Genomic DNA, 23,744 nt, shown 5'->3' with positions numbered 1-23,744 from the left:
ATCAGCCGGTCTCTTTTTTATTTACCGCAACACTTACACCTGCGGCGGGGTACTTTCGGCGTTGGACATCACCGCATCAATTTGCACCAGGGCGCCAGCGGGCAACTCGCTCACCCCGAATACGGTGCGGGCAGGCAGATAACCCGGGAAATATTTGGTGTAGATAGCGTTGACCGCATCCAGATCCGCGATATTGCCGAGCTGGATATTGACCTTGACGATATCGTCCATCACATGGCCGATGCTCTCCACAATCGCCTTGATATTGCTCAGGCACTGGGCGGTCTGCTCCTTGATGCAGCCAGCCAGGATCTTGCCAGTGGCGGGGTCAATCGGTAACTGCGCAGAGAGATGGTTGTAGTGGGAGAATGCGACGGTCTGGCAATGGAGCGGGCTGCGCGGTGCCTTGTCGGTATTGCGGGCACGGATCACCAGATTGTGGCGATCTTCCACCAGTTGCGGCGGGGTGCCGTCACCGTGGGAGATGACCGCATCAATCTGCACCCGCGCCCCCATGGGCAGGGCGGCGGCACTGACCACCGAGCGGGCGGGCAGATAGGCAACGGCGCGAGCGATGGCGGAGTCGGGGAAGAAGGTGGTGTAGACCTCGTTGACGGCTTCCAGATCGGCCAGATCGGTCAGATAGACGGTCACCTTGACGATATCGTCAAACGGCACGTCTATGCTCTCCAGCACCGCCTTGATATTGCGCAGGCACTGACCCGCCTGCTCCTTGATGCCACCGGTAACCAGTTGGCCCGAGGCCGCATCGACCGGCAGCTGGGCGCCGATATTGTTGTAGTGGGAGAAGGCCACTGTGTGGGTGGAGAGCGGATTGTGCGGCGCCTTGTCACTGTTGCGGGCCAGTTTAACCAGCGGACAAGGATCTTGCGGGAAGGTGCCTTCGCCGTTGGAGATGATGGCATCGATCTGCACCAGCGCGCCCAGTGGCAGGGCGGCGACGGCGAGGGTGGTGCGGGTCGGCAGATAGCCCGGGAAGAATTCGCGATAGACGGCGTTGACCGCCTCCAGATCCGCCATCTCTTTCAGGAAGATGGTCGCTTTGACCATATCGTCCATCACATGGCCGATGCTCTCGATGATCGCCTTGAGGTTGCTCAGGCACTGTCTGGCCTGCGCGGTGACATCGCCGCTAACCATCTTGCCGGTGGCGGGATCGACCGGTAGCTGGGCCGAGATATTGTTGTAATGAGAAAACGCCACCGTTTGGGTGCAGGGGCCCAGATCCTGGGGTGCATGGGGGGTATTTCTTGCCGACTTGATGATGGTGCCACTCATAGATATGCCTCTTTTTAATATTTGTTGTTCATTCAGGTACAGGTTTACCCCATCTTGTTGTGCGCCACGGCCACTGCGCCAGCGGCGGCATCCCCGGTTATTATTTGTGATCCACTCAATTACTGAGAGGAATAAGGGAGAAGAGGACAGGGTAGATATTTCAGACGCTGCGATTCTATGAGTGGCTATCAGGGGTTGCAAACCGCTGATTGCATTTCTATGAGATGGCTCAATGGGCGCAAATTTAATCATATTGCTATTCAATTCACCCGAAATAGGCGCCAATTTGTGTGCAAATGGTGCCAAACCGGCGGACAGCCTTGCCCTGACTGGGTTTGCTCTCCCCCTCTTCGGGATATTGGCGTGTGAATAAAGGGTTAATATTATGCGCCGATGTGCAAATAATGCATATTATGGTGCATGGATATCTGTTTTTAGCTCTTTTAAGGGGCTATGAAAATTCCCGTGAATATGCATGTCAACATTATTAAAGATACCTCTGGAATATAATTCACGGCTTTTGCATTCCTCTCTGTTAACGATTATTCCGGCATACTCGATGACGCCTTGCTGGCAGCCGGGATCTGTTATTAACGCCATAAAATGCTATGCCATGAATTTGCACGGCGGATCTGCCTCTGCTGCACAGGAGTGGGGAGCATGGCGTTGGCGTTGGCGTTGGCGTGACGGCGTGCGGGAGCTGTGGTGCTGGATAAGGAAGGGGGAGGTGGTGGCAATTCGCTTCTCTTCACGCCGGTTGCATCCCCCGATGTGTGGGGTTGCCCCGCGTCGTCGATTTTTCCACTTTTTTGCGGCTTTGTCTGATCTCCCTCTTATCTTTGGCTGGTTGTGATGATTGGGATGGTTTTCAGGGCTCGGGAACAGCTCAGGTGACTTCGCAGGAATAAAGTTCAATGTGCTGTTTTTAAAGGGAAATGCGTCAAAAAATGGATTTATCGACCACTTTTTATGGTTTCTTGATGAAACTGTTAATTAGTGGCGTGATTGCGAGTCAGGTCGCTTTTTTCAAACGCTATTAATCGTATGATTAATAAGGTGATCAAGGAGCCCTGACGGAGAGCATCGATGCACCGGCAGGCCATTGCCCAGGATTGGCAAACGAGATCGCGTCGCGATCATCATTACCTGACTGTGGAGGATTTATGCTGGGTTTCGTTCTGGGCGATATGTATTGTCAAACATCTGGGCAGCGGTTACCTCCTCGCCTGGGAAAGAGCTTTCCCATTCCTGCCGATTACCGACTGCGCGGCCGGGTATCCGCCGCCATCATGACCATCGAGAGCCTGCTCGATACCCCTTATCCGCAAAAGCAGTTTCGTGATCTGGTCTTTGGCGCCTTTATCGAGCGCCAGCGTCGGCTGTTTGGCGAACATGTGATTGTGGCCCGCATGGAAGGGGAGGAGGGGCTGGAGCTGTCGATTGATCTCTCGTTTGTCAGCACCGCCGTACCTGTGGGCCTCTTGGCCATCTCTGAAGAGCTGGCCCTCGCCACGGCGCCGCGTCCCAAGAAGAGCCATCCCCACTACGAGGTACTGTGCAAGGCGATCGACTGCATGGTGATGCTGATGTTTTATGGCAAGGTGATCCGCCAGCGGAATACGGTGTTGGAAAATATCGGCCATCAGTTTGGTTATCAGCCCGCGGCGACCCTGACGGCGCGCGTTGGCAAGGGTGGGGAGGATGATTACGACGCCTTCATGGTCAATATCATGACCTGTATTGCTCACTCCAATTCGCTCAAGGAGGCGCTGGAGAATGCCAGCCGGATGGGAATTCAGGAGCCTGCTTTCTTCTGCATCGTCGGGGCGATTGCCAGCACCCTGTGGGGCGTGCCCAGACTGTGGGCGTATCAGGCTTCACAGCTGATCCATCGCTCCCACCATCACTACATCCAGAATCTGCTTCGCTGTGAAACCCGTGCCGGGCGGCGCCATATCAATCTGGAGCCGCCAAAGCCCCCGCTGTTTGCACCGATCCGGCAACAGGTTGTGCGTCTGTTCAAGGGGGCACACTGATCCGCAGCCCCCTTGTCATCACTCAGGCGGGATAAAGTGCCCCCAGCACAGCCGGACGGCTGGCACCGGTGACGGCGGGCAGGTTGCCCGGCTTGCGGTGAACAAAGCACATGGCCAGCCAGGCAAAGGCTGCGCCTTCCACCCAGTCGGGGGCAAGGCCCAGCTCGGCGGTGCTGGCGATGCGCCATGCAGGCAGCAGGCTGGCCAGCTCCTTCAGCAAGGGGGCGTTATGGGCACCGCCGCCGCAGACAAACAGCTCGGCTTTCGGCTGGCTGGCACCGACTGATTCGGGCCGGGCGGGCAGTTGGCGGGCGATGCTGTGGCAGGTGAGCGCCTGCAGGGTGCGCTGCACATCCACGGGGGCGTATGAAGTCCCTGCCAGCTTTCCATCGAGCCAATCGAGGGTGAACATCTCCCGTCCGGTGCTCTTGGGGGCGGGGGCGGCGAAGTAGGGGTGAGCCAGCAGTTTCTCCAGCAAGGCAGGGATGGGCTTGCCGCTGGCGGCCCATTTGCCACCGGCGTCATAGTTGCCGCCGTGGGGCTGATGGCGGCGATACCAGCCATCGAGCAGGGTGTTGGCCGGGCCGGTATCAAAACCATATACCCCGCCCGGATTGCCCGGCAGCACCGAGATATTGGCGATGCCGCCGAGGTTCAGTACCACCCGCAGGGCGCCGGGCTTGGCAAACAGTGCTTGATGGAAGGCGGGCACCAGCGGCGCCCCCTGACCGCCGAGGGCCATATCCATGGTGCGAAAATCGGCAATAACGTCGATGCCGGTCAGGGCGGCCAGCAGGGCGGCATTGCCGATCTGCAGGGTAAAGCCGAGCTGGGGGCGATGGCGGATAGTCTGGCCGTGGCTGCCGATGGCGCGAATATCTTTGGGCTCAAGCCGCGCCTTGGCCAGCAGCGCGTGGGTGGCGGCGGCAAACTCTCGCACCACCAGATTATCGGCCACCCCCATGCGGTCGATTTCGTTGTCGCCCGGGGTGCAGAGGGCATGCAGCGTGCGGGCGGTCTCTTGCGGCCAGGGGTGACAAAGCGCCGCTTCGACCCGCAGTTCATCCCCGGCGATCATCACCAGCACGGCATCAATGCCGTCCATGCTGGTTCCCGACATCAGACCGATATAGCGCTCAGCCATGGTGTCTCCTTACATTGCTGTTCGAAAATACGGTGTGCAGAGAGGGTGAAGAGGGGAACGGCTTTCATCCCATGCCACATGGCGTGGTCTTTGACATCAGACCGATATAACGCTCAACCATGTTGCATCCTCAATGCGGACCGGAAAAAGAGTGAGAGAGACAGGATAGATAAGCCCTTGCTTCCGTGCCACATGCCGCTCCCGGTGTTCCATCTCATCTTATGTCCGAAAGTGGACTCATTTCAATCTGATTGGCTGGCGCGGGTTCAATAAAAGGGGCTGGCAGGGTCTTCACCCTGCCAGCCCAGATGACTTAGTTGCCGCGACTATCCCGCTTGTTCTGGGCCAGCTGCAGCTCGGGGTTGTCGAGCTTGGCCAGTTGCGGCATCGCCAGCTTTTTGAAATTGGCCAGCTCGCGTCCGCTCAGGGTCTCTGCCTGCGGGAGGGTGAGGGTGCGCGGGTTCTTGTGAATGCCGCCCACCACGAATTCGTAGTGCAGGTGCGGGCCGGTGACGCGGCCGGTGCCACCCAGAGTGCCGATGGTCTGTCCCTGCTTCACCCGCTGCCCCTTGTTGACGGTGCGCTTGGAGAGGTGCAGGTACTTGGTCACATAGTTGCCGGCATGCTTGATAAAGACGTAGTTGCCGTTGAACTGGTTGTAACCGGCAGCCACCACGCTGCCTGAGCCCGCTGCCATGATGGGGGTGCCCACCGGCGCCACATAGTCGATGCCGTTGTGGGGGCGGATCTTGCCGGTCACCGGATGGAGGCGGCGCGGGTTGAAGTTGGAGCTGATGTATTTGAAGTTGACCGGCGCACGCAGGAAGCTCTTGCGCATCGCCTTCCCTTTCGGGGTGTAGTAGTTGCCATCTTCATTGAGCACGGCGCGGTAGGCGGTGCCCTGGTTGACGAACTCCGCCGCCAGAATATCGCCAGAGGCGACCCGCTCGTCGTCGCGGAACTTGTCTTCATAGACCACCCGGAAGCTGTCCCCCGGCTGCAAGTCCTGGGCAAAGTCGATGTCCCAGCCGAAGATGGCGGCCAAGTCCATGATCTGATCTTCGGTCATCCCCGCATCCACCGCAGCGCCCCAGAAGCTGGAGCGGATCTCGCCTTTGCTCACCTGTTCGCGGGTGTCGAGGGCGATCTTGACGTTGCGAGCGACAAAGGTCTCCTCCTTGCGGCTCACCTTGAGTGCCTGCTCCAGACTGTGGGGGTAATAGAGGCTGTGCAACTGGCCATCTTCGGTCAGCTTGAAGGTGAGCTCCTGCCCCGGTTGCAGCATCCGCAGGGGATCGCTGCCCTCGAGCTGGTCGATCAGGTGCAGATCCGTGGTGCTCAGGCCAATGCGCTGGAAGATCACCCCCATGTTGTCGCCACGGCGCACCTTCACCTGCTTGGTGATATAGCGCGGCTTGGGCGGGGTAACGGGCTGGGCGGTCTCGGCTGGCAGCTCGTCGTTTAGCGCGTTGTCGTTGGCCGGTTCCCGCAGGGCAATTTCGTTGCCGTTTTCATCGACCCGTGTTGCTACTGCCTGTTCGCTTGGCCAGGCAGCCAGCATCATGATCATGATGCTCAAGATCAGCACCATCTTGCGGTGCCAGTGGGGGAGTGCGTTGAAGGCGTGCCAAATAACCATGAGAAGCAGATGAAGTCGGGCAGAATGGACGGATTTTACAGCCTTTCCAATTGGCCCGCCATTCCAGTAATATGTTTGGCCCTGTGGAATCGTGATGGAGAGTCAAAAAATGTCCCAGCTCGAGGTGGCGCTAGCCGAGATCAAGCGCGGAGCGGAAGAAATTCTGGTTGAAGAAGAACTTGTCGCCAAGTTGAAGGAAGGGCGCCCGCTGCGCATCAAGTTGGGCATGGACCCGACCGCCCCCGACATTCACCTGGGTCATACCGTGATCCTCAACAAGCTGAAGACCTTCCAGGATCTGGGCCATGAGATCATCCTGCTGATCGGTGACTTCACTGCCATGGTGGGTGACCCCTCCGGCAAGAACGCCACCCGTCCGCCGCTCTCCGAAGAGGCCATCAAGCACAACGCCCTCACCTATGCCGAGCAGGCGTTCAAGATCCTCGACCCCGCCAAGACCCGCATCGAGTACAACTCGACCTGGCTGAGCGAACTGGGGGCGACCGGCATGATCAAGCTGGCGGCCAAGCAGACCGTGGCCCGCATGATGGAGCGCGACGACTTCAAGAAGCGCTACACCGGCGGCCAATCCATCGCGATTCACGAATTCCTCTATCCGCTGCTGCAAGGCTATGACTCGGTCGCGCTGAAGGCGGACGTCGAGCTCGGCGGTACCGACCAGAAGTTCAACCTGCTGATGGGCCGCGAGCTGCAAAAAGATGCCGGCATGGCGACCCAGTGCGTGCTGATGATGCCGCTGCTGGTGGGTCTGGATGGCGTCAAGAAGATGTCCAAGTCCGCAGGCAACTACATCGGCGTTCACGACGCTCCGGGCGAGATGTTCGGCAAGATCATGTCCATCACCGACGATCTGATGTGGAACTACTACGAGCTGCTCTCCTTCCGTCCGCTGGCTGAAATCGAAGAGTTCAAGGCAGGCATCGCTGCCGGTACTCTCAATCCGCGCGACGTGAAGATCTGGCTGGCCAAAGAGATCATCGCCCGTTATCACGACGAAGCGGCGGCTGAAGCGGCCCACGAAGATTTCACCCAGCGTTTCTCCAAGAACGCCATTCCGGACGAAATGCCGGAAGTCGAGCTGGCTCTGGAAGGCGAAGGTCTGGCCATCGCCAACCTGCTGAAAGAGGCCGATCTGGTGGCCACCACCTCCGAAGCGCTGCGGATGATCAAGCAGGGCGCGGTCAAGGTGGATGGCGAGAAGCTGGAAGATGGCAAGGCACTCATCGGTGCCGGTACCGCCGTCTATCAGGTCGGCAAGCGCAAGTTTGCCCGCGTGACTGTCAAATAAGCCGTCGCATCAGGCAAGCCGGCCATCATGCCGGTTCAAGCTTGTTCAACAGGGCCTCCTTCGGGAGGCCCTGTCGTATCTGGGCGGCACGGATCTGGGCGATAAAGTGCCGCAGCACGGCACTGCCTGGGTGTGGCCGTGTCGCCAGACTGATGCTGGTCATCATGCCGTTGCCCTCAATGGGGTGATAACTGACCCCGAGCGGGCGCAGCGCCGCCACCGAGCTGGGCACCAGGGTCACGCCAAAGCCCGCCTGTACCATGCCGACGGTGGAGATCACCTGCGGGCATTCGGGCCCCAGTATCGGCTTGAACCCCGCCTCCCGGCAGAGACCCACGATGCCGTCATAGAGCCCGGGCCCGATGGCGTGGGGAAACAGAATAAAACTCTCGTCCTTCAGGCTGGCCAGTGGCAAGGGGCCCGGCTTGGCCTTGGGATGGCTGGTCGGCAGGGCGATCAGCAGCGGCTCCTGCTCGATAAGGTGGTGGGCAAAGCCCTCGCTACCGCGGCAGGGGAGCCGCAAGATGGCGGCATCCAGCCGATCGTTGCGCAGCGCCTCCACCAGTGCCGGCATGGTGCCCTCCTGCGGGCTGAGAGCTACCTCGGGGTAGCGCTCCCGGTAGTCGTGCAGCAGGGTCAGCACTGCGGGGTGGAGCACGGTGGAACCGGCGAAGCCGATCCGCAGCGCCCCCTGCTCGCCCCGAGCAATCCGCTTTACCTTCAGTTTTGCCGCATCGGCCAGCGCCAGGATCTGCGCCGCATCCCGATAGAGGCTCTCGCCCGCCTCGGTCAGCTCGACACTGCGGGTCAAACGGCGCAGCAGCGGGGTGCCCAGGGTCTCTTCCAGCTTGCGGATCTGCTGGCTCAGCGGTGGCTGGGCCATGTTGAGTGATTCGGCTGCGCGGGTGAAATTCTGCTTTTCAACAACGGCCATGAAGTAGCGGAGCGTACGAAGTTCCATATCGATTGAGTCTCAAAGTCATGGGATCAGCGTATTGGTGTTGAAATGTGAACCAAGTCACCATTGGATCCGAACGCTAACAGGATTCACGGTGGAGGTGAAACCCGAATGGAACACATTGCAACATCTGACAGTGCCGGGTGCAGCTGTGCCCTCGAAGTGAGCCAGCAGTTTTCCCGCTGGCGCAGGCAGCATGACGGTGGCGAGATCTACCAGAGTTCCCTGATGAGCGCCCTGCTGGCGGGGGTCTACGAAGGGGAGACCACCATGAGCGAGCTGCTGCGCCACGGCGACTTTGGCCTCGGTACCTTCAACCATCTCGATGGCGAGCTGATCGCCTTCGAGCGCCAGATCCACCAGTTGCGCTCCGATGGCTCGGCCCGGCCCGCCCGCGCCGATCAGAAGACCCCCTTTGCGGTGATGACCCATTTTCGCCCCTGTCTGGAGCGTCGCTTCGACCATCCCCTCAGCCGTGACGAGATCCACCAGTGGGTGGATCGGCTGGTGGGATCCGACAACGTCTTCGTCGCCCTGCGCCTCGACGGCCAGTTTGAGACGGCCAAGGTACGTACCGTGCCGCGTCAGGAGCCCCCTTATCGCCCCATGCTGGAAGCCATCGAACAGCAACCGCTGTTCCGCTTTGCCGCGGTGGCGGGAACCCTGGTGGGCTTTCGCTGCCCGCCGTTCGTGCAGGGGGTCAATGTGGCGGGCTTTCACGAACACATGATCACCGCCGATCGCAAGGGGGGCGGCCATCTGCTCGACTACACCATGGCCCACGGCACCCTGCGACTTTCAGTGGTGCGTCACCTCAATCTGGCCCTGCCATCGGATCCCGCTTTCCGGCAGGCCGACCTCAACCCTGCCGATCTCGATCGCGCCATTCAAGCCGCCGAAGGCTGATAGACAAGGAGCAATATCATGGAAAACAGACAGTGGAAGTGCGGTGCCGAGCTGGTGGTTCGTCATCTGGAGGCGCAAGGGGTCAAGCAGGTGTTCGGGATCCCGGGTGCCAAGATTGATCGGGTGTTCGATGCGCTGGAGGACTCTCCCATCGAGACCATAGTGGTGCGCCACGAGGCGAACGCCGCCTTTATGGCGGCCGCCGTGGGGCGCCTGACCGGCAAGGCGGGGGTGGCGCTGGTCACCTCGGGCCCCGGTTGCTCCAACCTTATTACCGGGCTGGCGACCGCCACCTCGGAGGGGGACCCCATGGTGGTGCTGGGCGGTGCGGTGCGCCGTGCCGATGGTCTCAAGCTCACCCACCAGAGCATGGATACGGTCAACCTCTGCCGTCCGGTCACCAAGTTCAGTGCCCAGGTCAACAGTGGGGCGGCAATCTCGGAAGTGATGGCCAACGCCTTTCGCGCCGCCGAGCTGGGACGGCCGGGGGCGGCGTTTGTCAGCCTGCCGATGGATATCATCAACAAGCCGGTACAGGGCAATGTGCTGGTGCCCCGCGAGGTGCCGGAGCCGGGCTGCGCCGATGAGCAGAATATGGATCAGGCATTGACCCTGCTGCGCAACGCCAAGAATCCGGTGGTGCTGCTCGGCCTGATGGCCAGCCGGCCGGAGAATGCCGAGGCGGTGCGCGCCTTCCTCGACAAGGCGCGGCTGCCGGTGACCGGTACCTATCAGGCTGCCGGGGTGGTGGACAGCTGCCACTTCGATGACTTTGCCGGACGGGTGGGGCTCTTTAACAACCAGCCGGGGGATCAGCTGCTGGCGGGGGCCGATCTGGTGATCTGCATCGGCTACAGCCCCATCGAGTACGACCCCGTGCTGTGGAATGGCGACCGGGAGCGGCGCATCCTCCATATCGACGTGCTGCCTGCCGATATCGACAGCAGCTACTGCCCGACCGCCGAGCTGGTGGGGTCGATCCGCGCCAACCTGTTGCAGCTGACCCGCATCATGGGCAATCCGAAAATCCGCCCCCCCGAGGTGGATCGGCTGCTGCAAGGGGTTCGCCAGCAGCGACTGCGACTGGCGATGCGGGCCGACGATCTGCACGGCAATCCGGTTCACCCCTTGCGTATCGTGCGCGAGCTGCAGGATCTGGTACGCGACGACATGACCCTCTGCGTCGACATGGGCAGCTTCCATATCTGGATTGCCCGCTACCTCTACAGCTTCCGCGCTCGTCAGGTGTTGATCTCCAATGGTCAGCAGACCATGGGGGTGGCACTGCCGTGGGCCATCGGTGCGGCGCTGGTGCGGCCGGGTGAGAAGGTGATCTCGGTATCGGGGGATGGCAGCTTTATGCAGTCGAGCATGGAGCTGGAGACGGCGGTGCGGCTCAAGAGCAATATCGTTCACATCATCTGGGTCGATAACGGCTACAACATGGTCGCGATGCAGGAGCAGCAGAAATATTGCCGCACCTCCGGCGTCTCTTTTGGTCCCATCGATTTCAAACGCTATGCCGAATCGTTCGGGGCGGCCGGTTTCGCGGTGCGCTCTGCCGACGAGCTGCGCGCAACCCTGCGGGCCGCGCTGGCGGTGGAGGGGCCAGCTGTGGTGGCCATTCCGGTGGATTACTCCGACAACCCGGGGCTGATGGCCCAGCTCAGGCCAGAAGTATTGGCATAGAGTGGGCAGCAGTGTTGGCCTGAATCCTTGTGTAAGGGCAGGCAGACCCGCCCATATAGCAAAAACCGGCATCAATGGATGCCGGTTTTTTATTGTTTTGCGGGATTGGTGGCCTTAACGGGCCAGCTGGACGGCGGCGCGTGCGCGGGCAGGTTGCGGGCGACGCTTGTTTTTTGGCGCGCAGGCCATCTTCAGGCGCAGCCACTCGCGCCACAGCAGCCAGCAGAGCGGCAGGGTGAGCAGCAGCACGGTGGCGGGCTGGGCCATCAGCACCCCATCACGACCCCACAGTTGCGGCAGCAGGAAGATGAGCGGCAGCAGCAACACGGTTTTGGCGATGGAGATGACCAGCGCCTGACGGGTACGCGCCATGGATTGCAGCAGCACGATGCCGAACATGATGATCCCCTCCAGCGGAATGGCGCCGAGGTTGAGGGTCAGGCTGCTGATGGCGGCGGCCAGCAGTTCGGGATCCTTGTCGCCGGTATAGAGCATGGCGACCTGTCCCGGCAGCAGCTGGATGGTGAGCCACACCAGCATGCCGTAGATAAAGGTGAACTTGAGCCCCATCTCCATCAGGTACTTGAGGTTGCGATGGCGCTTGGCCCCCGCCGCCTTGCTGATGAGCGGCTGAATGCCGAACGCCAGCCCCTGCAGAATGACGATAAAGACCGCCTCGGTGTAACCGGCCACGGTAAAACCCGCCAGATCCTTCACATTGCCATAGACCATCAGCTGGCTGTTGTGCAGCATCAAGAGCAGGCCGAGGTTGAACTGGGCAATCAGGCTCGGCAGACCGGTAAAGAGCAGGTGCGGCATGGCGGGGAGGTTGGGCACCAGATCCCGCCAGCGGAGGCGCAGCCGCGCCCAGGGGGTAAAGAAGTAGCCAAGGCCGATCAGGCTCACCGCACCCTCTGCCATCAGGGTGGCCTGCGCTGTACCGATCAGTCCCAGTCCCAGCAGACCCACCATGATGTAGTTGAGGATGATATTGAGCACGGCGCCGCTGCTCACCAGCACCATGGCCAGTTTCGGGCGACCATCGTTGCGCAGCAGATAGGGGACCGCCAGATTGCTGGCCAGCAGCAGGGTACCGCCGCCAATCCAGGTGAGGTAGTCGCTCGCCTGTTTCCAGGTCTCGGTGCCCTGTTCAATTCCCAGCCCCAGAAGGATATCGGTGTGGGTGTAATAGAGCAGCCCCGGCGCAACTACCCCGAGACCGGCCAGCAGCCAGAGGGCGTTGACCAGCGCCTGACGGGCCAGCTTGTCGTTTTTCGCCCCTTGCTGGAAGGAGATGGCGGTGGCCGCCCCCATGCTGATCATGGCGGCCAGGCCGATCAGCACCATGATGACCGGATAGACCAGGTTGATCCCGGCGAGGCCAGCGGCGCCGACATAGTGGCCGACGAAGATGCCGTCGATGAGGTAGTAGGCCCCCGAGACCAGCATGGCAAGAATGGAGGGGAGGGCGTAAGCCCAGAAGCGACGGGTCATGGCCCGTTGCCGCAGTGTTAAATAGGCAGACATATCTGTTCTCTCGGGGAGTTCGATTATCGAACAGCTAGTCTAGATTAATACTTATTTGGTGATAATCAGGTTTTCACTTGATGAATTGCTGAGTATTACTCATTAATCCGGGGTTTTGGTAGTGCGCCTTGAGCATGTCGATCAGGATGCGCAGGCCGCTGCCCAGCTGATGCCGACTGGGATAGAAGAGGTAGAAGCCGGCAAAGGTGGGGCACCAGGGCTCCAGCACGGTGAGCAGTTTCCCCTCCGCGACCTTCTGGCTCACCTCCTCTTCCAGACAGTAGGCGAGCCCCAGCCCCGCCTCGGCGGCGCCCAGATAGAGGGCAGGGGTGCTGGTGGTGAGCGGCCCGGTCACTTCGATCTCCAGCATGGTGCCGTCGGCGGCAAAGGCCCAGCGATAGTGGTGGTGCGGAGTGAGGCGATAGCCGATACAGGCGTGGCGGCTCAGCTCGCTCGGGTGCTCCGGCGTGCCATGCTCCGCCAGATAGGCCGGGGAGCCCACCACCAGATAACGCTGGGGCGGGCCGAGGGGGATGCCGATCATCTCCTTGGGCAGCAGATCGCCATAAAAGAGCGCGGCATCGTAGCCATCTTCAATCAGCCGGGGCATCAGCTCCTGCTCCACTACCTCCACCTGCATCCGCGGATAATGGGCCAGATAGTCGATCAGCACAGGTGCCAGCAGGCTGTCGATGGCGCCGCGGGGGGCGCAGAGTTTGAGTCGCCCCACCGGTTCATCGCTGTTGCGGGCCAGCTCGCAAAGCGCCTCTTCCAGGGTATTGAGGGTGGGGAGCAGCTGCTTGAGCAGCCGCTGGCCCGCTTCGGTCGGTACCACGGCGCGGGTACTGCGGTTGAGCAGCCGCACCCCCAGACGGGCTTCCAGCCCTTTCAGGCTGTGGCTGAGGGCGGAGGCGGAGACCCCGAGTTCGAGGGCTGCCTTGCTGAAACTGCGGTGACGGGCGACGGCGGCAAACACTGCCAGTTCGGCGAGATCGGTACGGGTAATGGTCATCATCAATCAACAAAAAGGCGTGAGTCACAAGGGTACGCCAAGGCCGTGCTGCACACAATCCGCGCTAAACGGGTTGCTTGTTGCAAATATGTAGCTGCTCGCAGGCCATTGATTCCAGTGAAACTAAGTTGAATTGTTAAAAAAAACTCACAATAAGGCGCTTTGAGTGTGATCTTGGTCGTCCGAAAGGCGACCAAAATCAAACTTTGGTTGATTAATTCAAAAAAACGCTGTGATTAATAAGGGCATTTAATTAAAGTCAGCCCATCAAGAGTGGCGCACGTTAATCGGTTGTTAAGTGAGACGGGCGCCGACCCTCAGGGTCAAAATCTCGCACTGTTGTTTGTTGCAATCCTGTTGTCACAAGGAGTGATGGCCAGGTTGCCGGGGGGCGAGAGGTTATTATCAAGGACGGACAGCAGGCGTTCCAGGGAGATGGAACCGGGCCAAGGCCCGACCAAACAAGAATCCCATTTTCCTAGATGACAGGAACAACGTATGTCTGACATGAATATTGCAGCTGATGGTCGTTTAGCCAGCAACACCTCCCGCGGCGTCAACAAGGCCGATGTGGTCTGGATGCTGGGTCTGTACGGTACCGCGATCGGTGCCGGTGTGCTCTTCCTGCCAATCAACGCCGGTGTAGGTGGCCTGTGGCCGCTGGTTGCCATGTTGATCCTGGCGCTGCCGCTGACTTTCTTTGCTCACCGTGGTCTGACCCGCTTCGTGCTGTCCGGCTCTACCCGTGATGGCGACATCACTGAAGTAGTAGAAGAGCACTTCGGCAAGACCGCAGGCAAATTCATCACCCTGCTCTACTTCTTTGCCATCTACCCGATCGTGCTGATGTATTCAGTCGCCATCACCAACACCGTCGAGAGCGTGATTGTTCACCAGCTGGGCATGTCTGCACCTCCCCGTGCCGTTCTGTCACTGGCTCTGATCCTCGGTCTGATGGCGGTTGTTCGTCTGGGCGGCCAGGTTATCGTCAAAGCGATGAGCGTGCTGGTATTCCCGTTCGTGCTCACCCTGATGGGTCTGGCGTTCTACCTGATCCCGCACTGGAACGGTGCCATCATCACTGAAGCTCCGGCCCTGTCCGACGCCTTCAACGGTGACTTCATCAAGACCCTGTGGCTGGCTATCCCGGTAATGGTGTTCTCCTTCAACCACTCCCCGATCATCTCCTCCTTCGCGGTGGACAACAAAGGTCGTTACGGTGAAGGTGCCGAGAAGAAGTGCAGCAACATCCTGCTGGGCGCCCACGTCATGATGGTAATGACCGTTATGTTCTTCGTATTCAGCTGCGTACTGAGCCTCTCCCCGGCTGACCTGGCTGCTGCCAAAGAACAGAACATCTCCATCCTGTCCTACCTGGCCAACCACTTCGATAACCCGGTTATCGGTACTGTGGCTCCGCTGATCGCCATGGTTGCCATCAGCAAATCCTTCCTGGGTCACTACCTGGGTGCGCAAGAGGGCATGAACGGCCTGATGGCCAAGGCGCTGCGCGAGAAGGGCAAGAACGTTGACACCAAGCAACTGAACAAAGTCACTGCCGTGTTCATGATCCTGACCACCTGGGCCATCGCCACCATCAACCCGAGCATCCTCGGCATGATTGAAGACCTGGGCGGCCCGATCATCGCGATGCTGCTGTTCCTGATGCCGATGTACGCCATCACCAAGGTTCCGGCCATGCGCAAATACGCTGGCAACATCAGCAACGGCTTCGTGACCATCATCGGCCTGATCGCCATGTCCGGTATCATCTACAAGCTGATTGCCTGATAACTCCGGTTACCAAGTTGAATGAAGAAGCCGCCTCGCAAGAGGCGGCTTTTTTTATGGCTGTTTGGGGCGGCGAGCGGATGCGGTATCGCTACTTCATCAGCTTCTTCACCTCGTCGCTGGCCAGCGCCTTGTTGAATTTGTCCCGCGCCTCTTTCCCCTTGGCGGAGTTGGTAAAGCAGACGTGGAGGGACTTGTCCTCGAGGATCTTGCCGTTGAAGCCGAGGTTGGCGGCAACGTCCTTGAGCTGGGGATCGCTCTCCAGCAGATAGGTCATCACATTCTGGTCGATGACCGCGAGATCGAGCCGACCGTTGCCGAGCTTGAGCAGGTTCTGGCTGTCCGAGCTGGTGGCGTCGGCCGAGAGTGCCTTGCTGGCCACTTTTTCGTCGAACTCGGTGGTATTCACATAGCCGGTGACGACACCAATTTTCTTGCCCTTGAGGTCATCAAGGGTCTGCCAGGTGACCGGCTGATCGGTTCGCTGGGCAAAGCCGAGGGGGCCGTTACCTATGGGGTCAGAGAAGAGGCAGCTGCTCTTGGGGTCGAGATACTCGGGGAAGTAGCCCAGCACCTCGGGGTTGTTGGTCGCCTCGTCCACGGCCCGCTGCCAGGGGTAGAACTTGATGGTCAGCGGATCGCCAGCCAGGGCAAAGGCTGCGGTCACCACCTGACTGCTCTTGCCCTGCTCAGGGAGGCTGGCGCTGGTGTAAGGGGGCCATTCAAGGCTGGTCAACACCGCCGACTGAGCGGCCGACATGCCGAACAAGGGAAGAGTGGCCAGGGCGAGGTGCTTCCATTTCAGGCTCATAGGGATAACTCCTTGTGGTCAAACACCCCTTAAAGATAGCCCCCGGTGTCGATTGCGGATGCCGGCCATGGCTGACCGGCATCCGTGCCAGCTATTTATTGTCGATATTCTCCGACTGCCAGAGGGCATAGCCCTTGCCGGAGGCCGTGGTAGGCAGATCAATCTGCATCAGGTCGTTGCCGATGACAAAGGGGCCCGAGTAGCGGGCGCGCAGATCTTGCGCCAGATCCTTCACCCTGATCTTGCCGTTGAGGCCGATATGGCTGAACACGGTCAGCGCCGGTTTGGCTTCGTTCATTACCCGGGCCGCCTGCTCGGGGGAGGCGAGGTGACCGGCGATCGCCTTGTAGCCGGGGTTGGCCTTCATCTGCTCGGCAGAGGTCATGGAGACGCAGTGCACCAGCAGATCGGCCCCTTTGGCCTGCTTCACCACTTCGGGGCTGTAGCGGGTATCGCCGGAGAGCACCACGCTGTGGCCGTGATAGTCGATGCGATAGCCGAATGATGGCTTGATGTTGACCCCGTGGTCGTTGTCAAAGGCGGTTACCTTGACCCCGTCCTGGTTGTAGACCACCCCGGCGGTGACCTCGTGGCTGTTGATCTCCACCCCATCCAGCGGCGTTCCCTCATCCTTGACCCGGGTGGCGATGTCGGTGGCGTAGGCCTGCTGCAAGCCACGGGCGAGAGCTGTGGTGCCTTTGGGGCCGTAGAGTTCCATCGGCGCGTGGCGCTGGCCATAGGCTGGTTGCAGCCAGCCGGTCAGCCAGAGATCCGCCAGCCCGTTGGTGTGGTCGGAGTGAAAGTGGGTGAGGAAGAAGGCGTTGACCCGGCCGATGGGGATATGCAGCTGCCACAGGCGAGTGGCGGAGTTGCGGCCAAAATCGAACACCAGCTTCTGGTTGCCCGCTTCGACCAGGGTGCTGTAACCGCCCCGGCTGATCTGGGGTACCGGAGTGCCGGTGCCGAGCAGGCTGACCCGAAAGATATCGTGCCGGGCTTGAGTTGCTGAGGCAGGGGCTTGATCGTGGTTGCTGATAAAGCTGCTCTCGGCGGCCTGACTGGCGCCGCTGGCCAGCAGACCGACCAGTAATGCGGCCAGATAGGTACTTTTCATGGGGATTTATCCTGTGGGGAAGGGACGGCATCACTGTATTGGTAACTAAAAGTTGAATAAATTGGCTAAAATCCATTTCTTACTAAACTTTTGGTTGTGAATTAGGACTCGGTAGCGGGTCGTGTTACTCAGGAACGAACAAAGGAGCGGTTGTGGACCGATTGACCAGCATGCGTATCTTCACCCGGGTGGTGGATCTCGGCTCCTACAGCGCGGTGGCGAGCGAAGAGGGGATCAGCGCCCAGATGGTGGGCAAGCATGTGCTGGGACTGGAGCAGTGGCTGGGGGGCAAGCTGTTTCACAAGACCACCCGCCAGCAGACTCTCACCGAGCTGGGCCAGCTGTTTTTGGCTCGCTGCCAGCGGGTGCTGGAGGAGCTGGCACTGACCGAGTCGCTCACCCAGAACCTGCTGGCCGAGCCGGCCGGACGGCTGCGCATCGCCGCTCCCCTCAGCTTTGGCCACCACCGGCTGGTGCCGCTGCTGCCCGCTTTTCTCGACCGCTACCCCAAGCTGGATCTGGATCTGCAGCTCACCCCGCGCTGGGTCGATCTGGTGGAGGAGGGGTTTGACGCCGCCATCCGCACCCTGCGCCCGCAGGATGAGGCACTCATTGCCCGTCCGCTGCTGACCCAGCACTACCGCCTCTGCGCGACCCCTGACTACCTCAATCGCCACGGCGTGCCCCGTCATCCGGCCGATCTAGTTCGCCACCAGTGTCTGCACGGCAACTGGGGGGAGCACGAGCGTTGGCAGTTTGTCGGCGAGGATGGTCAGAGCGAGGAGGTACGGGTCGCCTCGCGCCTGCGCATCAATCACTGGCCAGCCTTGTTGACGGCTGCGCTCTCGGGGGCTGGCATCACCTTGCAGCCAGCCGAACAGGTGCGTGAGCATATCGCTTCGGGGCGTCTGCTGCCGCTGCTTGGCCGCTATCAGAACCCGGCCAAGACCCTCTACTTCATCTATCCGGCGGCGCGGCGGCAGGTGCTCAAGATCACCCTGCTGGGGGATTTTCTGGCCGAATCCCTGCAAGCTGAGTCCGAGCCTGAATAAAAGGCTGCATATTCTCGCTGCCGTGCTTAACAAAGGGGCGGGGCAGGCCTAACATGGCGGGATGTTTTTTTAGTCAGGACAAAAGGATATGTCTGGGTTGAAAAAGGATCTCGGGCTCTGGCAGGGGATGGGGCTGCTCGCCACCTCGCTGCTTGGCACCGGGATCTTCGTGGTACCGGCGACCGCCGCCTCGCTGGCGGGCGGGGCCTCGCTCTGGGCCTGGTTGCTGCTGATTGCGCTGGTGCTGCCCATCGCCTTTACCTTCGCTCGCCTCGGTCGTCGCTATCCCCATGCGGGCGGCGCGCCGCACCTGATTGGCCTCGCCTTTGGCAACGGCGCCGAGCGCTTCTCCGCCTTCCTCTTTCTGGCGGTGCTGCCGGTGGGGCTGCCTGCCGCCCTGATGATTGCCGCCGGCTTCTGGCACGCCCTGTTCGAGATGGGGGAGTGGACCCTCTGGGCGATCCAACTGCTCACCCTGCTCGGGGTCTTTCTGCTGGGGCTGCGCGGGGCGCGATCTTCCGGCAACCTGCAACTGCTGATTGCGCTCGCCATTTTGGGGCTGACCCTGCTTATCTGGTTCAAGGGGGAGGTGAGCTGGCGCGATGCAGCCCGGCCGCTACCGAGCGTGGATGAGTGGCCCCCTATGGCCACTGCGCTGGCGGTGATGTTCTGGTGTTTCGTCGGGCTGGAAGCCTTCGCCCACATGGGGGAGGAGTTCAAGCGGCCGGAGCGGGACTACCCCATCGCCCTGCTCGGCGGGGTGCTGCTGGCGGGGCTTATCTACTGGGTGCACTCGCTGGTGGTGCTCAAATATGGCCTCTACGGCGATGAGGCGAAAAACGCCACCGCAATCCCCTCTCTGCTGGCGCTGCTGTTCGGCCCCACCGCCAAGTGGCTGGTGGCGGTGCTCGGCTACCTCTCCTGCTTTGCCAGCATAAACATCTACATTCAGGGCTTTGCCCGGCTGATCTGGAGCATGGCGCGGGAAGGCAAGTTGCCCCCCTCGCTGGCCGTGCTGACCGCGCGCGGCGCGCCGCTGCGGGCGCTCGGTCTGGTGCTCGCCATCTGTCTGCTCTGCATCACCCTGATCATCTGGTTGCGACTGCCGCTCGATGAGCTGATCCGCTACGCCAACGGCAACTTCGTGCTGGTCTACCTGCTCTGCATGGCGGCGGGCTGGCGTCTGCTCGGCGGGGTGGGCAAGGGGCTGGCGGGGGTGAGCGTACTGCTCTGCGCTCTGGTGCTGGTGGCGCTCGCCACTCAGGTGCTCTATGCGGTGGTGCTCAGTCTTGGCTACGGCGGCTTCTCGTTGTGGCGGCGTCATCTGCGCCGCAGTCGTCAGCAGGATGCGCTCCCGGTAGCGAAGTAACGTCTCCCCGATGGTCAAAGAAATGAGAAAGCCCTGATGTTCAGGGCTTTTTGATTCCGGCATATGGGATGTTCATATGAATACTAGTTGGCACGCTATTTGCCGAAAAGTGCGGTGTCGGATCAACTCAACGGCGATTTATAGCCAAAAAAAGTGGGATCCAGCTCCCGTTTTGCTTAAAGTGATCCCTTCCGATCCCGGTGGTCGGAATGCCCGCAAGGATGCCCTTCAGACGTAAACAGGATGGCCTGGCCAGACTGACTCTCAGAGATGTGATTGCTTCGGTTCTCTTTTTATCTGTCACCTGTGGTGATAGCGCCTTGTTCCGTTCAGTCAGCCCGGGTTTTGCGTCTCTCTCATCGTGCATTGTCACCATCTGCAGCGAGTGAATCATGAGCGAATCGGTTTTTGAGATCCACGACTGGACCCTGAGCGTTGACGACAACATGCTGTGTCGCCCCGACCGCGAGGTCTACCTCGAACCCAGACTGGTCAATCTGTTGCGGTTTCTGGCCCACAATGCCGGCACCGTGTTTGGCCGCGATGCCCTGATCAACGAGGTGTGGGATGGCGCCGAGGTGACCGATCAGGTGGTGACCCAGTCCATCTTCGAACTGCGCAAGATCCTCAAAGATGGTCGCACTGATGCGACCGACTATATCGTCACCGTGCCCAAGCGCGGCTACAAGCTGGTGGCACCGGTGCGGCCGCTGCAGGTGGTTTCAGTGGTGATGGCGGACGAGCAGCCCGCGCCCGCGGTCAATACCACTCTCTCCGACAACCCGACGCTCTCCGATCTGAGCCCGCCTGTTGCTGAGCAGGATGATGATGCACAGCCCAATGTTGCCCCTTTTCCCGCCGGGCCCCTGACCCGCGCCATCTCCACCCATGCCAAGGATGCCCGCAGCCGCTGGAAGATGGTGAGTTTCGATATCTTCGTTGCCATCGTGCTGATCGCCATTGTCAGCATGCTCAGCTACCAGCACACCAGCCCCCAGGTGCATGCCATGCTGGATCCCAATCTGCTGGTGTTCCGCTTTCACTCCGGCATGGATGACAACAACGAGAACGTTCGCCTCGCCGATGGCATTACCCGAGCCCTGATGGGGGAGGTGGCGGTGGCTACGCCGCTGCGGGTGCAGTACGGCGCCACCACTCTGATGGGGGGCATCATGCCCGGCAAGGAGCTGAGTGTACGGGTCACCCGCCAGCCGCGCGGCACCTATCTCGATCTGGAGTATCGCAATATCAACACCAACCGGGTGCTGTTCAGCCATCAATACCAGCTCAGTCGCCACAGTGTGCACGGCGTGTTGCAGGCGAGCAGCCAGGATCTGCTGCGCGCCCTCGACCAACCCGATGCCGAGCCGGGGATGGGCTGGCCGACCGATGATGCCTCCCTGATGGCGATGATGGAGGCGCAGTACTACATCAACAGCCGGGATCCGGTCGCCCTCAAGCGCGGCATCGATCTGCTGGAGCAGGCGCTGATTGCCCATCCGGATCAGCCGCTGCTGCTGGCGGAGCGCTATCTGGCGGGCGAGGCGCTGGCCACCCTGGCGGGCAAATCCGAGAGCGAGCGGCTGCAGGGGATTGGCACTCATCTCGCCAGCGTGGTGCAAAACAGCGGCGCCCTGCCAGCCCGGGTGTGGGAGGCGTTGACCCTGCAGGCGATCCTCAACGGCCAGCAACAGCAGGCCAACTATCTGCTGGAGAAGGCGGCGAGTCGCGGCCGCTCGGTGCTCTACTACATACTGCAGGGCAAGCTGGCGGAGCTGGATGGTCGCCCCGAGGCGGCGGGGGATGCCTACAGTCAGGCCTTCCTGATGGAGGCGACCGAGCAGACCTATCTGCTCTGCCAGCAGCTCGGTTTCTACAGCAATATGGAGAGCCTCACCCCGGCTCTGTTCAATGCGTTGGGTCAGAGCAAGGTGAAGCTCTTTTAACACCGCAGTTTGGTTTTCCCCCGGTCGGCGCGGTTGCCGACCCCATCCACAGGCTGCCTTCGGGCGGCCTGTGCGGTTTCTGCTTGTTTCAATCCTGCATGTTTGCCACCGGGGATGGTCGCTCTGGTGTGACCCGATTTATCCCCCCGCAGCTCCCCACTGTCTACATCTGCCTTTGTCTTGCCCGCGGCATTCGCGGCACTCGAGTTTGCCCGGCTTTTCGCCGTGTGCAGCTTGTGACATCTGCTGATTGTTGGCGGCGGGATAAGCTGTCTATCTCGACCCATTTCTCATTGCTTACCTGTTATCGCCATTGAGTTTTATCTCTGAGCCTGGATTGTGATGAGCCGAGCGAAGGGGAAAGCAGGAGGTGAGCGGCCACTCAGGGTGATAATCAGCAGGGCTTCCAAATGGCCGCAAGGGCAGGGGGGCGCAATGGGAGCTGCTTTATCCCGGGTTTATCTGGCCAAAAATATCAAGACGGCGAGATAAGGGGGTTATCAAGGGGCAAAAATGGGGCGGAAGGATATCAAGGTTTTATCAAGACGGCTGTGTGATGTGATGTCAATTTACTGTTTTTAAATGGTTTTTATCAAAAATAATGAGACAGCGAAAAAAGTTGGCTCATATTTTTATCCGTTAGCTGGTCTTTATGTTTTCCGGGGATGAGAGGCCTAGTCTGTGCCCATTCTTTGGCGGGGCGTTCCGCCAAATGTGTATGTGACGACCCGACCTTTTATAGAACCGGAGATCTTATGTCCCTAGATACGAGCAAGAAGATTGGCCTTATCGCCTGTACAGGTGTGGTGGCCGGCAACATGATGGGGAGTGGCATCGCGCTGCTGCCTTCGGCACTGGCCACCATCGGCTCCATCTCTGTCTTTAGCTGGGCAATCTGTCTGGTAGGCGCCATGGGCCTCGCCTTTGTCTTCGCCCGCCTTGCTACCAAGAACCCGCAAGAGGGTGGCCCCATTGCTTACGCTGGCGAGATCTCTCCGGTGTTCGGTTTCCAGACCGGTGTGCTCTATTACCACGCCAACTGGATCGGTAACCTGGCCATCGCCATTACCGGCGTCTCCTACCTCTCGGTGTTCTTCCCCATTCTCAATAGCCCAATTCCGGCCGCCGCAGCGACCATCGCTGCCGTCTGGATCTTCACCTTCGTCAACCTGCTGGGCGGTAGCTGGGTGAGCCGACTCTGTACTCTGGGTCTGGTGCTGATCCTGCTGCCGGTTGTCGGTACTGCGGTGATGGGTTGGGGTCATTTTGATGCCACCGTCTACAGCCAGAACTGGAACACCACCAGCGGCAGCGACCTGCATGCGGTCATCAGCGCCGTGCTGATCTGCCTCTGGTCCTTCGTCGGTGTTGAATCTGCCGCCGTCTCTTCCGGCATGGTGAAGAACCCCAAGCGCACCGTACCGCTCGCTACCATGCTGGGTACCGGTATCGCGGGTGTTATCTACATCCTCTCTACCCAGGTGATCAGCGGCATGTTCCCGGCAGGTGAAGTGGCTGCCTCCGGCGCCCCGTTTGCCATGGCCTCTTCCGCCATCTTCGGTAGCTGGTCTGCCCCGTTTGTCTCTGCCTTCACTGCGCTGGCCTGTTTCACCTCGCTGGGCTCCTGGATGATGCTGGTGGGCGAGGCGGGCAAGCGTGCCGCCAACGACGGCAACTTCCCGAAAATCTACGGCGAAGTGGACAAGAACGGCGTGGCCAAGAAGGGTCTGATCCTCGGCTCCCTCAAGATGACTGCCCTGATGATTGGCCTGACAGCCTTCACCTCCCGGTCCGCTCACGCTGCTGATCTCTTCAACGTGCTGACGACCGATGCGGTGCTGCTGACCATGCTGCCCTACTTCTACTCCAGCATTAATCTCATTCGCTTCGAGGGCATGACCTCCCGCAGCATCGGCGCGATGATCTTCTCCGGTGTGGCCTGTGTCTTCTGTCTGGTGGCCCTGATGGGTGCCAAGGGTTCCAACCTTACCGCTACCTTCGTGGTGTCGCTCATCATCCTGATGTTCTACGCCAAAAAACAGGGTCTGCGTCAGCACGACGCCCTGCTGAGCGAACAGCCCAGCAACTGATTCCCCCTTTTATCTTCCGAGCGCTCTTCACTCACCATCCCTGATGGAGAGC

General features: G+C 60.3%; 17 protein-coding genes. 9 read left to right on the top strand and 8 right to left on the bottom strand.

Features of this window, described 5'->3' with window-relative positions; translation table 11 throughout:
- Positions 1 to 33: 33 nt before the first annotated feature.
- On the bottom strand, positions 34 to 1,299 hold the full coding sequence (locus tag AB5Y86_RS13890) for a RidA family protein (protein WP_368193080.1): 1,266 nt from the start codon (positions 1,297 to 1,299) through the stop codon (positions 34 to 36).
- 1,163 nt (positions 1,300 to 2,462) lie between these two features.
- Here AB5Y86_RS13890 and AB5Y86_RS13885 point away from each other — a divergent pair.
- Positions 2,463 to 3,335, top strand: coding sequence for a hypothetical protein (locus AB5Y86_RS13885; protein WP_103251484.1), 873 nt, complete (start codon positions 2,463 to 2,465; stop codon positions 3,333 to 3,335).
- 22 nt (positions 3,336 to 3,357) lie between these two features.
- Here the strand turns inward: AB5Y86_RS13885 and AB5Y86_RS13880 are convergent, their stop codons facing one another.
- Positions 3,358 to 4,479: an anhydro-N-acetylmuramic acid kinase gene (locus AB5Y86_RS13880; RefSeq protein WP_103251485.1), complete on the bottom strand. Its 1,122-nt coding sequence runs from the start codon at positions 4,477 to 4,479 to the stop codon at positions 3,358 to 3,360.
- A 313-nt stretch (positions 4,480 to 4,792) separates the two neighbouring features.
- Positions 4,793 to 6,118: a peptidoglycan DD-metalloendopeptidase family protein gene (locus AB5Y86_RS13875; RefSeq protein WP_368193079.1), complete on the bottom strand. Its 1,326-nt coding sequence runs from the start codon at positions 6,116 to 6,118 to the stop codon at positions 4,793 to 4,795.
- A gap of 109 nt (positions 6,119 to 6,227) precedes the next feature.
- Between AB5Y86_RS13875 and tyrS the strand changes: the two genes are divergently transcribed.
- The gene (gene tyrS, locus AB5Y86_RS13870) at positions 6,228 to 7,427 is read left to right on the top strand and encodes a tyrosine--tRNA ligase (protein WP_368193078.1); all 1,200 of its coding nucleotides are present in this window, start codon (positions 6,228 to 6,230) and stop codon (positions 7,425 to 7,427) included.
- A gap of 25 nt (positions 7,428 to 7,452) precedes the next feature.
- On the opposite strand, the gene AB5Y86_RS13865 is transcribed toward tyrS, so the two are convergent.
- Entirely contained in the window at positions 7,453 to 8,388 is a 936-nt protein-coding gene (locus AB5Y86_RS13865; protein WP_368193077.1) for a LysR family transcriptional regulator, read from the bottom strand.
- A 108-nt stretch (positions 8,389 to 8,496) separates the two neighbouring features.
- Here AB5Y86_RS13865 and budA point away from each other — a divergent pair, with 108 nt between their 5' ends.
- Entirely contained in the window at positions 8,497 to 9,291 is a 795-nt protein-coding gene (budA, locus tag AB5Y86_RS13860; RefSeq protein WP_005338506.1) for an acetolactate decarboxylase, read from the top strand.
- Positions 9,292 to 9,309: 18 nt separating this feature from the next.
- Positions 9,310 to 10,980, top strand: a complete 1,671-nt coding sequence (gene alsS / locus AB5Y86_RS13855; protein WP_368193076.1) for an acetolactate synthase AlsS — start codon at positions 9,310 to 9,312, stop codon at positions 10,978 to 10,980.
- A 114-nt stretch (positions 10,981 to 11,094) separates the two neighbouring features.
- Here alsS and AB5Y86_RS13850 read toward each other — a convergent pair whose 3' ends face one another.
- Together AB5Y86_RS13850 and AB5Y86_RS13845 are read right to left on the bottom strand one after the other, a co-directional pair.
- Positions 11,095 to 12,507 carry an MATE family efflux transporter gene (locus AB5Y86_RS13850; protein WP_368193075.1) on the bottom strand — a complete coding sequence of 471 codons (1,413 nt, stop codon included), beginning with the start codon at positions 12,505 to 12,507 and terminating at the stop codon, positions 11,095 to 11,097.
- A gap of 73 nt (positions 12,508 to 12,580) precedes the next feature.
- Entirely contained in the window at positions 12,581 to 13,519 is a 939-nt protein-coding gene (locus AB5Y86_RS13845) for a LysR substrate-binding domain-containing protein (protein WP_368193116.1), read from the bottom strand.
- 498 nt (positions 13,520 to 14,017) lie between these two features.
- Between AB5Y86_RS13845 and AB5Y86_RS13840 the strand changes: the two genes are divergently transcribed.
- Positions 14,018 to 15,310 (top strand): HAAAP family serine/threonine permease, encoded by a 1,293-nt coding sequence (locus AB5Y86_RS13840; RefSeq protein WP_005338498.1) that lies wholly within the window; start codon positions 14,018 to 14,020, stop codon positions 15,308 to 15,310.
- 91 nt (positions 15,311 to 15,401) lie between these two features.
- On the opposite strand, the gene AB5Y86_RS13835 is transcribed toward AB5Y86_RS13840, so the two are convergent.
- Both AB5Y86_RS13835 and AB5Y86_RS13830 read right to left on the bottom strand, forming a co-directional pair.
- Positions 15,402 to 16,121, bottom strand: a complete 720-nt coding sequence (locus AB5Y86_RS13835) for an ABC transporter substrate-binding protein (protein ID WP_101530649.1) — start codon at positions 16,119 to 16,121, stop codon at positions 15,402 to 15,404.
- Positions 16,122 to 16,212: 91 nt separating this feature from the next.
- A complete protein-coding gene (locus AB5Y86_RS13830) occupies positions 16,213 to 17,235 on the bottom strand; it encodes an MBL fold metallo-hydrolase (protein WP_201952162.1) in 1,023 nt (340 codons plus the stop codon).
- Positions 17,236 to 17,387: 152 nt separating this feature from the next.
- On the opposite strand from AB5Y86_RS13830, the gene AB5Y86_RS13825 reads away from it, so the two are divergent.
- From AB5Y86_RS13825 to cadB, 4 genes are all read left to right on the top strand, one after another.
- Positions 17,388 to 18,287 (top strand): LysR family transcriptional regulator, encoded by a 900-nt coding sequence (locus tag AB5Y86_RS13825; RefSeq protein ID WP_368193074.1) that lies wholly within the window; start codon positions 17,388 to 17,390, stop codon positions 18,285 to 18,287.
- Positions 18,288 to 18,375: 88 nt separating this feature from the next.
- The gene (gene yjeH / locus AB5Y86_RS13820) at positions 18,376 to 19,656 is read left to right on the top strand and encodes an L-methionine/branched-chain amino acid transporter (protein ID WP_368193073.1); all 1,281 of its coding nucleotides are present in this window, start codon (positions 18,376 to 18,378) and stop codon (positions 19,654 to 19,656) included.
- Between the two features lie 392 nt (positions 19,657 to 20,048).
- Positions 20,049 to 21,602, top strand: a complete 1,554-nt coding sequence (gene cadC / locus AB5Y86_RS13815) for a lysine decarboxylation/transport transcriptional activator CadC (protein WP_368193072.1) — start codon at positions 20,049 to 20,051, stop codon at positions 21,600 to 21,602.
- A 755-nt stretch (positions 21,603 to 22,357) separates the two neighbouring features.
- Entirely contained in the window at positions 22,358 to 23,692 is a 1,335-nt protein-coding gene (gene cadB / locus AB5Y86_RS13810) for a cadaverine/lysine antiporter (RefSeq protein ID WP_042657978.1), read from the top strand.
- The last annotated feature ends 52 nt before the right edge of the window (positions 23,693 to 23,744 follow it).

Source organism: Aeromonas sp. s8 (genome assembly GCF_040907785.1).
Lineage (GTDB): Bacteria > Pseudomonadota > Gammaproteobacteria > Enterobacterales > Aeromonadaceae > Aeromonas > Aeromonas veronii.
The sequence above is the reverse complement of the archived record's forward strand: the minus strand, read 5'-3'. Positions and strand labels throughout refer to the sequence as shown.